The organism is Plebeiibacterium sediminum (assembly GCF_026013605.1).
Classification (GTDB): domain Bacteria; phylum Bacteroidota; class Bacteroidia; order Bacteroidales; family Marinilabiliaceae; genus Saccharicrinis; species Saccharicrinis sediminus.
Genome location: NZ_JAPDPJ010000022.1, coordinates 1 through 13,959, shown reverse-complemented (window position 1 = coordinate 13,959; position 13,959 = coordinate 1). Strand labels below are relative to the sequence as shown.

14 protein-coding genes and 1 riboswitch are annotated in these 13,959 nt (G+C 33.1%); of the genes, 3 read left to right on the top strand and 11 right to left on the bottom strand.

Translation table 11 applies throughout. From position 1 onward, the window contains the following. Window positions 1–130: 130 nt before the first annotated feature. The gene (uxuA, locus tag OM075_RS10925) at window positions 131–1,336 is read left to right on the top strand and encodes a mannonate dehydratase (RefSeq protein ID WP_301190549.1); all 1,206 of its coding nucleotides are present in this window, start codon (window positions 131–133) and stop codon (window positions 1,334–1,336) included. Between the two features lie 118 nt (window positions 1,337–1,454). Here uxuA and OM075_RS10920 read toward each other — a convergent pair whose 3' ends face one another. Then, window positions 1,455–2,561 (bottom strand): TIGR04133 family radical SAM/SPASM protein, encoded by a 1,107-nt coding sequence (locus tag OM075_RS10920; protein ID WP_301190548.1) that lies wholly within the window; start codon window positions 2,559–2,561, stop codon window positions 1,455–1,457. Further along, a complete protein-coding gene (locus OM075_RS10915) occupies window positions 2,558–2,998 on the bottom strand; it encodes a radical SAM-associated putative lipoprotein (protein ID WP_301190547.1) in 441 nt (146 codons plus the stop codon). Before OM075_RS10915 ends, OM075_RS10920 begins: the two co-directional genes overlap by 4 nt. Window positions 2,999–3,289: 291 nt before the next feature. Here OM075_RS10915 and OM075_RS10910 point away from each other — a divergent pair, with 291 nt between their 5' ends. After that, complete coding sequence (locus tag OM075_RS10910) at window positions 3,290–3,445, top strand: hypothetical protein (RefSeq protein ID WP_301190546.1); 156 nt, start codon at window positions 3,290–3,292, stop codon at window positions 3,443–3,445. A gap of 92 nt (window positions 3,446–3,537) precedes the next feature. Here the strand turns inward: OM075_RS10910 and thiD are convergent, their stop codons facing one another. The 8 genes from thiD to OM075_RS10870 all read right to left on the bottom strand — a co-directional run bounded on the left by thiD (window position 3,538) and on the right by OM075_RS10870 (window position 12,110). Next, the gene (gene thiD, locus OM075_RS10905) at window positions 3,538–4,344 is read right to left on the bottom strand and encodes a bifunctional hydroxymethylpyrimidine kinase/phosphomethylpyrimidine kinase (RefSeq protein ID WP_301190545.1); all 807 of its coding nucleotides are present in this window, start codon (window positions 4,342–4,344) and stop codon (window positions 3,538–3,540) included. A 9-nt stretch (window positions 4,345–4,353) separates the two neighbouring features. After that, complete coding sequence (thiL, locus tag OM075_RS10900) at window positions 4,354–5,355, bottom strand: thiamine-phosphate kinase (RefSeq protein ID WP_301190544.1); 1,002 nt, start codon at window positions 5,353–5,355, stop codon at window positions 4,354–4,356. Between the two features lie 103 nt (window positions 5,356–5,458). Next, window positions 5,459–6,106, bottom strand: coding sequence for a TenA family protein (locus tag OM075_RS10895; protein WP_301190543.1), 648 nt, complete (start codon window positions 6,104–6,106; stop codon window positions 5,459–5,461). Between the two features lie 48 nt (window positions 6,107–6,154). Beyond that, window positions 6,155–6,781, bottom strand: a complete 627-nt coding sequence (thiE, locus tag OM075_RS10890) for a thiamine phosphate synthase (RefSeq protein ID WP_301190542.1) — start codon at window positions 6,779–6,781, stop codon at window positions 6,155–6,157. Between the two features lie 27 nt (window positions 6,782–6,808). Next, window positions 6,809–7,618 carry a hydroxyethylthiazole kinase gene (gene thiM, locus OM075_RS10885; RefSeq protein WP_301190541.1) on the bottom strand — a complete coding sequence of 270 codons (810 nt, stop codon included), beginning with the start codon at window positions 7,616–7,618 and terminating at the stop codon, window positions 6,809–6,811. A 49-nt stretch (window positions 7,619–7,667) separates the two neighbouring features. After that, window positions 7,668–7,764, bottom strand: a riboswitch (TPP riboswitch). A gap of 92 nt (window positions 7,765–7,856) precedes the next feature. Next, window positions 7,857–9,788 carry an amino acid permease gene (locus OM075_RS10880; protein ID WP_301190540.1) on the bottom strand — a complete coding sequence of 644 codons (1,932 nt, stop codon included), beginning with the start codon at window positions 9,786–9,788 and terminating at the stop codon, window positions 7,857–7,859. Window positions 9,789–9,875: 87 nt separating this feature from the next. Continuing rightward, the gene (locus tag OM075_RS10875) at window positions 9,876–11,099 is read right to left on the bottom strand and encodes a DUF6051 family protein (RefSeq protein WP_301190539.1); all 1,224 of its coding nucleotides are present in this window, start codon (window positions 11,097–11,099) and stop codon (window positions 9,876–9,878) included. A 159-nt stretch (window positions 11,100–11,258) separates the two neighbouring features. Next, the gene (locus OM075_RS10870; RefSeq protein WP_301190538.1) at window positions 11,259–12,110 is read right to left on the bottom strand and encodes a mechanosensitive ion channel family protein; all 852 of its coding nucleotides are present in this window, start codon (window positions 12,108–12,110) and stop codon (window positions 11,259–11,261) included. A gap of 324 nt (window positions 12,111–12,434) precedes the next feature. Here OM075_RS10870 and OM075_RS10865 point away from each other — a divergent pair, with 324 nt between their 5' ends. Beyond that, window positions 12,435–12,713 (top strand): hypothetical protein, encoded by a 279-nt coding sequence (locus OM075_RS10865; protein ID WP_301190537.1) that lies wholly within the window; start codon window positions 12,435–12,437, stop codon window positions 12,711–12,713. 69 nt (window positions 12,714–12,782) lie between these two features. Here OM075_RS10865 and OM075_RS10860 read toward each other — a convergent pair whose 3' ends face one another. Continuing rightward, a complete protein-coding gene (locus tag OM075_RS10860) occupies window positions 12,783–13,859 on the bottom strand; it encodes a glycoside hydrolase family 88/105 protein (RefSeq protein ID WP_301190536.1) in 1,077 nt (358 codons plus the stop codon). Window positions 13,860–13,959 lie beyond the last annotated feature (100 nt).

Sequence of the window (13,959 nt, the reverse complement as noted above, 5' to 3'; positions counted from 1 at the left end):
GATTTTCCTGAAGCTTTTATTAAAAAACTTATAACTCTAAAAATCAGAGTTATAAGTTATTAAACACCATCTTACCATGATACTTTGCCATTTTTACCAAAACAAAAAAAATTAATTAATTTTTAAAACTATGGCTTTAGAGAAAACCTGGCGCTGGTTTGGAGAAAAAGACCCCATTACATTGGATATGCTTGTTCAAATGGGAGTTGAAGGTGTAATCACAGCGCTCCATCACATTCCTAACGGTGAAGTTTGGTCTGTTGAAGAAATTATGAAAGTGAAAAATGCCATTGAAAAACGTGGCATGCGCTGGAGTGTAGTTGAAAGTTTACCAGTAAGTGAAGGCATTAAAATATGTTCTGATGACAGACCTCGATTAATCAAAAACTATCAGGAATCTGTCCGAAACCTTGGAGCTTGCGGTATTGATACAATTTGCTATAATTTTATGCCAGTACTGGATTGGGCAAGAACAAACCTTCACTACAAGTTAAATAACGGTGGTGAATCTATGTATTTTGATTTTCCAACATTTGTGGCATTTGATGCTTACATTTTAAAGCGCCCTGATGCTGAAAAAGACTATCCTAAAGAGGTAGTAGAAAAAGCTAAGGAGGTTTTTGCTCAAATGAGTGAAGAGGAAGCTGAAGAACTGGCATATAATATTATTGTTGTTACCCAAGGATTTATTGATGGTGTAATTGATGGTAGTGTTCCTGATCCGAAAGGTCTGTTCCTTGAGTTTATTAAGCGTTACGAAGGTTATGACAAAAATAAAATGCGTGAAAATCTGAAGGCATTTTTAGATGACGTTATTCCTGTAGCGGAAGAAGCTGGTGTTAATTTTGCCATACATCCTGATGATCCTCCATTCCCTGTTTTAGGTTTACCAAGAATCATAGGTCAGAAAGAAGATTACGAATGGCTTTATGAGGCTAATAAATCTCCTAATAATGGTATTACCTTTTGTGCAGGTTCCTTATCTGCCCGAAAAGAAAATAACCTGTTAGATATTATTGAGTCATATGGTGAACGAATCCATTTTGTTCATTTACGCAATACAAAGCTTTTACCTGACGGTAGTTTCTATGAATCCGGACATTTATCCGGAAGTCAGAACATGGTTGCTCTTATGACTGCTCTGTTAAAAGAACAGAAGAAACGTATTTCAGAAGGCAGAAAAGATGTAAAAATGCCAGTAAGACCAGATCATGGCATTAAAATTCTGGATGATTACAACAACGACAAATACAACCCTGGTTATCCTTTAGTTGGTCGATTAAAAGGTTTGGCAGAACTGGATGGATTGATGGCTGGTATTGAAAGTTTCATTTAATGAATAATCAATAAACGAATTGTAGGTAATTCCGACTACACTTAGGGAAATCTTCGGAATAAGTTAACAAGGTGAGTAAGGCTATCCCAATAGGATAGCCTTTATTATTGGAGATATATTATTTTTTTTCAGAAGAACATTTTTCTCCTTCTTCTATTCTTTTTAAGTGACAAAACAGCAACTCGCCTGTTTTTTCGTCTCGTAAATGCATTCCATTTCCTTCACAATATTTAAAATGCTCACAATTGGAACAAACTCCGGTTTTGGTCCAGCTTCTATCACGATACATTTGATATTTGTTTAACCAAACATCTTTAAAACTGTCCTTATAAATATTACCCTGAATAAAATTATCTCGTAAACTAGGACATGCAGAAATAGAACCATCAACTAAAACGGAGGCTACATTAATTCCTGCACGACAGAAAAAGAAATTATCTCTCACTTTTCCTTCGTAATCCCCCAGAAAGCCTTCACAACCATAATTCAATTTAATTTTCCCTTCTTCTCTTACTTTGGCAATAAAATCAAACAGACCTTTAAAATCCTTAGGCTTTAGTTGCAACAATTCATTATGCTTTGCACGACCAATAGGAAAGACTGTAAAAATTCGCCACTCTTTAACGCCTATACTTTGCAGAAACTGATAAAATTCGGGTAGTTCATCATAATTTTTCTGATTAACACAAGTAACCACATCATACTTTACATAAGAAGTTAACCGAAGTAACTTTAATGCATTAACTGCATTTTTAAAACTTTTAGGATGATTTCTTAACCAATTATGAGATTCTTCCAGGCCATCCAGACTAATGGTAACAGCCCTTATTCCTGAATTCATTAATCCTGAAAGCATTTGTTGATCCAAACCCATTCCGTTAGAAACCACACCCCAGGGAAAACCTCGCTGATATAGCTCTTTACCAACCTCTTTAATATCTTTCCTTAGAATAGCTTCGCCCCCAGTTAAAACAATCATTGTTTTATTAGGATTGACAACAGGAGTGATCTCATCCAAAGCTTTAAGAAAATCTTCACGGGGCATGTCCATAACTTTAGCATCCTTTTTACAGTCGCTACCACAATGAATACAATTTAAATTGCATCGTAAAGTACATTCCCAAAGAATATAATTTAATTGATGAAGTCGTTTTTCGTTGGATTTATACTTTGTATATAACTTTAAAGCTATCTTCTTTTTTAATGGAATTTTAGTTACACTCATTCTTTTGCTTTCAGTTTTACGTTTAATTCCATTTCTGTATCACCAGAATCCCATGATTTCGAACTTCCTGAAAACTCAGGATCAATGAATTCTACAGTTTGATCTTTAGCCTCATATGCTCCATTTGTGGTTCCATCCACATCAGCAAACTCTACGATAAAAGTTTGATCTTCGGGAAATTCCACACAAGAAACTTCATAATTACCAGAAGCATCGGTATAAGCTGTATCCGTATTTAATACAACTCTAACATCCGATATATTATTGTTTGTAGCTTCATCTTTTACATTTCCACTTACAATAAATGTAGCATATGGAACTCCATATTCCACCGGAGATTCACCATTATCACATGCCGTTGAAAATCCTAGTAATGATAAAAGAACTGCCAATACAGCATTGTACCGTTTAATCAATAAAAATTTAAATCGTCTCATAGTTTTAATATTAGTTTTTTTATATGATGGTTCTATTACTTTTTACGTTTATGAAGTATAGAAAACTATTGGTTTGATGGAGTAAAATTAGATCGGTTGCGTTTTTATTGTTCTAAAATAGAATTTTTACACTAATTATTCAACTGGCCTGTAGTAATATCGTTATAAGTATAGATAATTTCAATACTCGTATAGATCCAATTGATTTGATTAATATAAACAAACACACCATCTTTGTTATAACAATAAAACAAATAGAAATTTAAGTATAACCTAAAAAAACAAACTATTATGAATAATTGTCCAAATTGCTGGGGGTACCAAGAGTACAACGGAGAGATTAAAGCTGTAACTGTAGAAACTATTTATAACAGAAGAATGCCAAGTTTACAAAATGATGATTATAAAAGTTTATCACAGCAATCAACTACTCAAAGAGAAAAATAAAAATAGAAAATGAAAGTATTTTCTAAGAAAACTAAATTTAATAATAACTGACAAGAGGATGTAAATCAAAAACATCCTCTTTTTTTTTATTCTTATTTCCAGAACTTATAGAAATGATGAACAGGACCATGTCCCTCACCTATTTCATAATCTGCTCCATAAATAATGGCTTCATTAATATAATTTTTGGCATTAATTATAGCCTCATTCAGAGGTAAACCTTTTGCCAGTTGTGCTGCAATTGCTGATGAAAGCGTACATCCTGTTCCATGTGTATTTACAGTTTCTAATCTTTTAGACGTTAGCTTTATAATTTCATCCGTTTCTGCATTATAAAATACATCTGTTAATTCATCTTCTGTTAAATGACCCGCTTTTAACAATACCGAAACACTTCTGTTATTTGATAATGCTTTAGCTAATTCAGGTAATTCTTCCTGTCCTGAAATCTTGCGACCTAATAAAATCTCTGCTTCAGGAATATTGGGAGTTATCACTCTGGCTTCGTAAAGCAATTCTTTTTTCAGGGTTTCTATCGCTTCATCCTGAATTAATTTATGACCTGATGTTGAAACCATTACCGGATCTAAAACTATATTTTCAGACTTAAAATCCTCCAAACACTTTTTAATTACCTGAATCACTTCAGAAGAATGAAGCATCCCAATTTTTATAGCCTTTGCACCTATATCACTTAAAACAGCTCTTATTTGTCCATCTAAGATTGCTAAAGGAATTGGATGAACATCCGTTACTCCTACTGTATTTTGAACCGTTACAGCAGTAATTGCCGAAGCTGCATAACACCCATTTGCAGAGATGGCTTTAATGTCAGCCTGAATTCCTGCTCCCCCTCCGGAATCACTTCCTGCTATGGTTAGTACTGTATTGTATTGCATGGTTTATTATTATTTAAAATGATTAAAGCCTGATGCTGATAACTCTATTATTTTACCTTTATCGGTCCAATTTATTTCAGGATTGCCTTCTGTAATCGTTCCTATTTTAATTAATGGTTTTAGAAATTGCATTTTAAAATCTTTACTAACCCTATCATAATCCTTAGGATCAACTGTCAATAACAACTCGTAATCCTCTCCGCCGCTTGTTGCTTTTTCAATAGCATTCCAATTGTATTTTACCGATTCGTTCCTCAATTCGTCAGAAATTGGAATGCTCTGAATATCAACTTCCGCAGAAACTTTAGAGGCTTTTAATATATGTTTAAGGTCAGATGAGATTCCATCCGAAATATCCATCATGGCGTTTACTCCATTTTCTTTTGCCAGAAAAATTCCTTCTTTAATTTGAGGTTCAGGTTGATGATGTTTATTCAAAAGGTAGTCATGAAAAGTATTTGTTCTAACTCCATCTAATAACAATTGTAATCCTCCTGCTGAATCACCTAAACTACCAGTCACACAAATAACATCTCCTATTTTTGCATCACTTCTTTTTCGTGCTTTACCCTTCGAACATTTACCGATTACAGTAACATTTATTGCCAGATGTTTCAGTGATTTTGTAGTATCCCCACCTAATAAAGCAGTATTGTATTTTTGGGATAATTTATGGTATCCTTCCATAAACCGATCAAGATATTCAACATCTAAATCTTTAGGTATGGCAATAGACAAAAATGAACCGATTGGTGTTCCTCCCATTGCAGCAATATCACTTAAATTGACTGCCAAAGATTTATATCCCAACTGAAAAGGAGATATAGACTGACGTAGAAAATGCACATCTTCCATCAATAAATCTGTGGTTACAATCCAATCCTCATTTTCATTTGCCGGAATAATGGCACAATCATCTCCAATTCCAATAATATCCCCACTTAACAGATCATTAAAATGTGGTTTAAAACGCTCTATAAATCCAAACTCCCCTATTTCTTTTAACTGCATAATTTTATATAAGTATCAAGTAATAATACACTAACCTCATAGATGCCTACGCTTTTACGCTAAATTATTTGTGCATTTAACTGTAATGACTTTTGACTCATATTTATACGGGCCAATCTTCTTTACGATAAGCACTATCCCAAAACATCCACTCCATTTTACATGCATACTGAAAAGCTTCAGTCATTTGATCTTGTAATACAGAATTCTCAGCTACAGTATTGCTAATTTCAAGAGCTTTAGTAACTGCTGCGGCAAATTCTTCACCACCATAGGTATCTATCCAGGTTTGATATCTGTTTTCACTTGTTGTTTGATGCTCTAATATGTAATCTCCTACTTTTTGATATATCCAAAAGCAGGGTAAAACGGCTGCAATAGCCACCTCAACAGGACAACATAAAAGTTGCTGAGATAAAAAGCCAGTATATAATAAACAACTTGGCGAAGGTCCGGAATAATCTACTTTAGGAGCATCTTTCAAATAAAAAGCATGCAAAGCTGATTCCACAGCAATAGTATCAGTAGAAAATCCCAGAAAAGCAGCTCTATGATCACTATTTGAAAGACGTGTGGCTATTCCTGCCAATATTTTACCATATTCAGAAAGGTAAATCGCATCCTGATTTAAATAAAAATAGAATTTTTCCTCAGGTAAAGTGCCATTCATCAATTCATGTAAAAAGGGTAATTCCAGTATTTTATTATATATAGATTCAGATGCTTTCCAAGCTTTTTCTGTCCAACTCATTTTTAATCTTAATCTTTTAGTGGTTGAATGATAACTATTTACTAAAACCTATGAATTACTATCAATTAGATTTAACAATTCTTCCGATGCTAATTTGGGATTCTCAGCGGAACAGATGGCAGAAACAACAGCAATTCCATCAGCTCCGGCATTAAATATATCAATAGCATTTGAAGTATTAATCCCTCCAATGGCAACAGCAGGATGTTTGGATATTTCCATAACCTTTTTCACGCCTTCAATACCAAAGGGCTTAAATGTATCTGTTTTGGTGGGTGTACTAAAAACAGGTGAAATTCCAATATAATCTACATCCAATAAATTAGCTTCTTCTACCTGTTTCATTGTTTCAACCGACAAACCAATAATTTTATCCTTCCCTAATATTTTACGCGCAATATGATAAGGCATATCCGACTGCCCAATATGAACCCCATCCACATCTGCAGCTAATGCCACATCAATACGATCATTTATAATTAACGGAATATTATAGACTTTTAACTTGTCTTTTAATCTGCACGCCAAATCAACAAACTCCCTTGTACTACAATCTTTCTCTCTTAACTGAACCATTGTAACTCCACCTTTTGCAGCTTCTTCCACAATCCATGCAATATCTCTTCCCAATGACAATGGTCTATCTGTTACCAGATATAATTTTAAGTCAAACATACTTCTTTGGTAATATTTTTATCTCAATCATTCCTCAACAATCTGAAATGCAGCAAATTGAGTAAGTGTATAAGCATCAAAATTATATAATGCATCAATAAAGTTTAACTGCATTGTACCAGGACCATTAGAATCTGAAGATGCTTTTTCTCCTGCAATTCCCATAGTTGCCATAGCAGAAACTGAAGCTCTGATATAGTCTTTATCAATAGCTGCATAGGCAGCAACAATTGCAGTAGCAGTACATCCCATACCTGTAACCAAAGGCATCATTTTAGAACCATTCTTCACTTTATAGGTAGTTTTTCCATCTGTAATATAATCCTCTTCACCACTTATAACAACTACTGCATTAGTTTCTTTAGCTAAAAGTTTCGCTGAATTAACCGCTGTATTCGAAGAAGTTGTACTATCTACTCCTTTGGTCTTAACATTATCATTAGCCAAAGCCATTATTTCAGATGCATTACCTCTGATAATTGTAGGTTTACATTCTGCTATTATTGTGGCAGCAACTTTATTACGATATGGTGTTGCTCCCACTCCAACAGGATCAAAAACAATTGGTATACCTTTTTTTATGGCAGCTTTACTCGCCAAAATCATAGCTTCAACCCATTGCGGACTAAGTGTTCCCATATTTATAACCAAAGCAGATGCGATATTTACCATATCTTCAACCTCCTCAATGGCATGAGCCATTACAGGCGAAGCTCCGATAGCCAATAAAGCATTAGCGGTATTATTCATAACTACATAATTGGTAATATTATGTACCAATGGAGATTTTTCACGAATGGCATTCAGATTATGTTTCAACTGATCTCTATCTATCATTTTATTGAATTTAAGTTATAAAAAGTAGTAATGGAGGCTGTTGAAATTATTGAAGCTATGAATAGTTTCCTACAACGGCATTATCCGTATCAGGTTCATAGGGTTTAATCTCAGCACTAATAATATTGGCACCCCCACTATCAATTTAACAAAAGTAATGAGTAATTTTTAAAATAACGGGTATTATTAGATTTTAAATTCTAAATACTGCAAAACTATAAAACAAAACTCCTAATAATTAAGATTCTTTTCTTTTATTCTTGCCTAAGATGAAGTGATACAAGTAAGGTGATAAAATATTTGTTCCTGCATGCCGGGGAGTTCTTCTATCCCATAATGACAAAATAATCTTTCTAATATCCTGATCATTTAAAGCAGATAACCATCGCTCTTCAAAATCTTCTACTTCAGCAATTTCAATAAACCAAGATACTGCATGAAATTGAAAATTCCATTCATCTGAAGAATACACAATGATAAAAGCACAATACACAGGATCATTAGGATCAGAAAAAATAATACCTTGCTTATCCCGAACCATCATAACTTTAAACTTATTATGTCCTTTAATCGGTATCGACATACAAGCTATACCTGATTGAATGATTATTTCAGGGACTTTTTCACTTTTAGTAATGAGTTTATAAAGCTTATTCTTTGCTAAATTTAATGGTTTGTAAAGTAATTTGGCAACGCTATGCGCCAGTTCGTCTGCAGTCCTTTCTTTTTCTATATCCAAAATGGGACAGTTTTTTATTAATTTAAAAAATCGCTTGTGTGTAACTTCATCTCGTTCTATTAATATTTCACGTAATTCTTCTTCTAACAATCGGTCTGTCTGTTTAATTCCGGTAACTCTTTCAATAACATGAAGTAATGCATATTCTCTTTTAATTCTTCCCCTAACATAAATAAGATACCAAAGTAGTCCGGCAACAACAAATAGAGCTACAACCAATAACGAATCTGCCCCCATATCAAATAAAAGAAAAGAATAACTTAATATACCAATGATCTGAATCCATGGATATAGTGGAGATTTAAAGGATGGTTTGTAATGTTTTATATTGCCTTCGCGCATAAATATCAAAGCTATATTTGCAATAATGAATAGCAATAATACCAGTGATGAAGCTGTTTTAACAAAGGTTTTAAGATCAAGTAGTAAGATAGATCCGGACATCAACAATCCTGTTACTAAAATTGAAATCCACGGCGTTTGAAAACGAGACGAAACACGACCAAATCCCTTAGGAATTAAATCTTCCTTACTCATTGCTAATGGATTTCTGGATGCAGATAATAAACCGGCATTACCTGTGGAAATAAATGCTAACAGACCAGCGATAGTCATAAGGATAAGTCCAAACTGTCCCATAATTTTTTCACCTCCTAAGGATATTGGAGTGAGTGATTTTACGAGTTGTTCCGGAGGAATTACTGTAACTGTAATAAAAACAACCAATACATATAAAACAGATACAATTCCCCATGAATAAAACATACCTAAGGGTAAATTTCTACGGGGATTTTTGACTTCTCCGGCAATGGAAGCAATTTTTGTGGTTCCTGAAAAAGAAATAAAGATTAAACCAGCCGTACTAAAGACAGCATTTATACCATGAGGAGCAAACGGAACCATAAGACTATAATCTGCATGATAAAAGCCATCAACCACATAAATAATTAGTGATAGAATTAAAATAACAACAATGCCTGTTTGCAACCTGCCTGCAAACTTTACTCCTATCAAATTAATCACAGTAAAAAACAAACATACACCTACAGCGAACATTTTTATTTGCCAATCAGAAACATCCGGATTTAATATTATAATAAAGATTCCAACTGCCAATAAAGAGAATGCTGACTTAAATGCTAACGAAAACCAACCTATAACGCCGGCCAATGTACCCATCATTGGCCCCATACTTCTGTCTGTGAAAAAAAATATCCCGCCGGTCTTAGGCATTGCAGTAACTAGTTCAGCTTTGGTAAAAATGGTAGGAATAATCATTAAACTACCTATAAAATAAGATAGTATCATTGAAGCGCCTGTTTGCTCATAGGCAAAAGAGGGCAAAACAAAAAGACCGGAACTAATCATCACGCCAGATGAAATACTAATAACATCTACCAGTCCAAGAGCCTTTTTGAGTTTTGCACACATACCACAAGCATCCTTTTACATAAAGTAAAAGATACTTATATAAATATTGAAAATCAATTCAGAATATTTGAAATATAGTAGCTAATATCAAACCTTTAAAAAATTACAGAACCGGTCAAACACCTCATTAAAAGCAATATTTACATCATCAGATATGATCTTTTTGCTGGAGAATGGAGTTTCATGCGAATAAGGAAAAGAAAAATCCATCGTGTCCACCTTTATATTAATATCCCTATACGCACCATTCAATGTATTGATAATTTCGAATGCCGGTATCACTGTATCTTTTTTTAAACCAATAGCATAAATCTGACGCTCAAACTGTTTCAATAAGGACTCTCTATACTCTCGTAATCGTTTAAATTCAAGCATCGCACTAAACACTTTACCTTCAATATGATTGCCATTCATATAATGATTTAAGTAACTGTCTTTTGCTAAAAAGGCTTCAAAATGTTCAACTAAATAGGAATACAAAGCCACATTGGCCTCACTATCTAAAATGAACTTTGATACAGCTGAAAGACGATTAAAAACGGGACCACTACAAAAAAGACATAACTTACTATTTGAGAAATAATTTTTATGGTTAGTTAATAATAATATCTCTCCCAGAAAACCACCAATAGAATAGGCAAAAATATCAAACTCAAAATCAGGTTCAATCCATTCATTTTCGCCTCTTTTTATGCTTTCAATTAATTGTATAACATCATAATAAGTTTGTAAACCTGACCATATAAAACGCTGAGGTAATGATTGCATGCGAACACTAATTGCTGCATTTGATAAGGTAGAGTTAATAATATTCGGAAATTGCTGTTTTCTTTTATTACTCAACTCAAACATTTTGCGTTTTTCACTCCAGCTTTGTGGTGCTCTTTGCATATGAAAAGCTATAGGAAACAGGACAACTCCGCAATTTAACCGATCAGCAATGGCTGCTGCCCAAGGTAAATATTTATCCCAGCTCTTTTCGTTAAAACCATGAAACAGGAAAACCACTTTCTTCAATTTATGCTCTCCTTTGGGTGCTAAAATTTGATAATGGAAAGAGACATTCTCGCTAACTTCATTGTCCTTCACATTTACTTCATGATTGAAATCATCGACATTTTTCTGGCCATTATAATATGCTGTAAAACTACGGGAATGTTTCTGACAATACCGATTTTCATCTCCTGGCAACACAAAGGTAGATTGCGAAGTAAATGCATAATGCATAATTCTAAAGTTATCAACCTCAACAATCTCTTCACTCTGGTTTACAGCACTCTTAAGCGTTTGAAATAATTCATCGTATAACATAAATAATCCAGTTATTATATTAAAACTAAACAAGTAATAACAGACTATTTTTTATTTTCGATTAAGCTGAATGCTTATTTTAAATTTGCAGTACCACAAATGTATGTCATATTCATGAAAATGGAAACTAATTTTAGTTAAGATATCCTTAAACCATAACTATTTTATGAATAGATCAGTTTCATTTGATTTAAAATGTAAATCCATTTGTGGGAAGGGAATAGTGACATTATGCTGATTAAATTTCCTGTTTATAATCTTTCGAATATCACTCTTTACTTTATTAATCCTGAAAATATTATTGCTAAAAAACAGCACTTGAAAATCTAATGATGAATTTCCAAATCCAATTAATCTGGCTTCAATAAGATTACGATCTGAAATTTCAGGATGCTCAAAAGCGCTCTCCTCAAGCAGTTTTATTACTTTATCTACATCACTACCATAAGCTACTCCAACATTTATTTTAAACCTTGTTCTTTTGGATTGATGACTCCAGTTAATTACTTTATTGGTTGTAATTAATGAATTTGGAATAATAATAGAAATATCATCCGTATTTAATCCTTTTGAAGTTCTTAATCCTATGGATTGAATTTTAACTATATCGCCATCTATTTCAAGAATGTCATCTACCCTGATAGATCTTTCTGAAAGTAAAATAATTCCTGAAATAACATCATTAAACGTTTGCTGTAAACCTAAACCAACACCAACTAAAAGTGCTGCCGATCCTGCAATTAAAACAGTTACTTTAATTCCAATAGTCTCAAGAATTAGCCCAATAGCTATGACCCATATTACATAGGTTATTATTTGATATAATGCATGTGTATTTCCTGTATCGAGCCTTCTATTTTTGTATTTACGAAAAAGGGCTTTCTTAATGATAAACAATAATCCCTTGGTTATAATAACAATTAAAAGTATAGCTACTAAGGTATAAACTCTGATTTTATAGTCTGCAATACTTAACAATTCAAATTCTAATATTTTAGTTATTGACCCCATACTTTTAAGGATATAGTTTAATAAATCATCATTTTTTAATCTTATACTAGAGATTAATCTTCATTCAAAAATAATTAATGATATCTCTATTTCAAATATAATATGGTATGATAATCATAAACTCGTGAAATAAAATAGCTAAATTTTAACAAAGGTTATGCTAAAACATCTTTACCTACAACTGAAATTATAGATTTTCAATAAACTATTTTATTATACGATATGAACATTTATTACCTATAGTTGGTTTCTGTTGAAGATAATACGAAAAGTATCTATCTAGAAAAGAAATACGTAAATTTGAACCATAATAAAAAGCAATAGATGAACATATTAATAGTTTCTATTACATCTTTAATATTAAATATATTTCTGGGAAAGTTGAGGACCAATTATAAAAAGATGACTATAATGTGGTGGGTACTTATTCACGCTTCAATTCCTGTTATTATTCCACTACGCATTTGGTTGGACACTCCCAAAATATGGATTCCCTTTTATATTGCAGTTGCAGTTTTAGGCCAATTTATTGGTTCGAGATTTTTATCAGTCAATACACAAGTCGAACTAAAAGATAAACAAGAAGAAAAACTTTACTTGTAAAGAGTTAAAATGAGGAAATGTAATGGAATTCATAATTTAAGTATTAAACTACTATTATGAATTCTTTTTTCAAATGGTCATTAAACTATAAGCAAACCATAAAACGGGTGCTTGTCCATGTAAATCCCCAATACTTTTAGGGCGTGTCAGGTAATAATTGATATCCTTACTTTGACCAGTACCTACACATACGTCGCTAACTTTCCCTTCTTTACTTATATATTTAGTCAAAGCATTCCAGGCTTGTAAATATGCATTTTTGTAAATTTCTTCCTTGAGCAGTCCTTTTTTCACACCAACGGTAAAAGCAAAACCAAACATAGCTGTTGCAGAAGTTTCTTTAAAGGAGTCTTTATGATCAATCAATTGATGCCACATTCCATCCTCATCCTGATTCATCAGCAGTGTTTTCATCATTTTTTGATAGCCATTCAATATATTCTTGTAATGAAGATTACTTTCCGGAAGTTCAGACAATAATTCAGCTAAACCAGCAGCTACCCATCCATTACCTCGTCCCCAAAAGAAAGGCGCATTAACACCGTGATAAAACAGACCATTGGGTTGTTGAAGTTTTTGAATATAAGCATCAATTTCTAATGCTGCTCTTTCCAAATAAATCATTTTTCCAGTGGCACGATAAGCCTGAACTTGCAAACTACTAATCATATAAACATCATCTATCCAATATCTGGTGTGTGATGATAATCCATCCGGCAATGACGATTTCCATTGTCCATCTGCCAGTTCTATTCCCTGATGATAGTATTTCTGTTTTTTATTATAAATAAAGAGTTCTAATGGTAGTATTCCGTACACATTTGCATCTACATGATTGGCCGTATTTAGAATGCTATCCTCAATGACTCTATCATATCGTACCATAAGTTTATTTATCAGTACTGTATCATTTAGAAGTCCAGATAGCTTAAAAGCTCCATATCCGGCACAAGCTTCGGCATAATGCACAGCATAAACATCTTCGGTATCATACATCATTAATTCTGAGCGAGAAAGCAAATCTTTGATTAATAACCGACCTATTTCTTCTGGTGTTTTATAATATGAAGAAGTATCTGATGTACGATACTCTACACATGAGTTAAATATAATGATTGCTATTAATAATATGATTTGATTTTTCATACCTATACACTATCAACCGACTAAAGTCTGGATATTAAAAATTATCTTCTGTAACGCCCATAAACAGGGCGTTCGTTTTTTAATTAAAAATCAGACCCCA

What these genes read in the sequence shown, in the direction of transcription:
- uxuA (WP_301190549.1), top strand. Translation starts at nt 131, where the DNA reads ATGGCTTTAGAGAAAACCTGGCGCTGGTTTGGAGAAAAAGACCCCATT.
- OM075_RS10920 (WP_301190548.1), bottom strand. Translation starts at nt 2,561, where the DNA reads ATGAGTGTAACTAAAATTCCATTAAAAAAGAAGATAGCTTTAAAGTTA.
- OM075_RS10915 (WP_301190547.1), bottom strand. Translation starts at nt 2,998, where the DNA reads ATGAGACGATTTAAATTTTTATTGATTAAACGGTACAATGCTGTATTG.
- OM075_RS10910 (WP_301190546.1), top strand. Translation starts at nt 3,290, where the DNA reads ATGAATAATTGTCCAAATTGCTGGGGGTACCAAGAGTACAACGGAGAG.
- thiD (WP_301190545.1), bottom strand. Translation starts at nt 4,344, where the DNA reads ATGCAATACAATACAGTACTAACCATAGCAGGAAGTGATTCCGGAGGG.
- thiL (WP_301190544.1), bottom strand. Translation starts at nt 5,355, where the DNA reads ATGCAGTTAAAAGAAATAGGGGAGTTTGGATTTATAGAGCGTTTTAAA.
- OM075_RS10895 (WP_301190543.1), bottom strand. Translation starts at nt 6,106, where the DNA reads ATGAGTTGGACAGAAAAAGCTTGGAAAGCATCTGAATCTATATATAAT.
- thiE (WP_301190542.1), bottom strand. Translation starts at nt 6,781, where the DNA reads ATGTTTGACTTAAAATTATATCTGGTAACAGATAGACCATTGTCATTG.
- thiM (WP_301190541.1), bottom strand. Translation starts at nt 7,618, where the DNA reads ATGATAGATAGAGATCAGTTGAAACATAATCTGAATGCCATTCGTGAA.
- OM075_RS10880 (WP_301190540.1), bottom strand. Translation starts at nt 9,788, where the DNA reads ATGTGTGCAAAACTCAAAAAGGCTCTTGGACTGGTAGATGTTATTAGT.
- OM075_RS10875 (WP_301190539.1), bottom strand. Translation starts at nt 11,099, where the DNA reads ATGTTATACGATGAATTATTTCAAACGCTTAAGAGTGCTGTAAACCAG.
- OM075_RS10870 (WP_301190538.1), bottom strand. Translation starts at nt 12,110, where the DNA reads ATGGGGTCAATAACTAAAATATTAGAATTTGAATTGTTAAGTATTGCA.
- OM075_RS10865 (WP_301190537.1), top strand. Translation starts at nt 12,435, where the DNA reads ATGAACATATTAATAGTTTCTATTACATCTTTAATATTAAATATATTT.
- OM075_RS10860 (WP_301190536.1), bottom strand. Translation starts at nt 13,859, where the DNA reads ATGAAAAATCAAATCATATTATTAATAGCAATCATTATATTTAACTCA.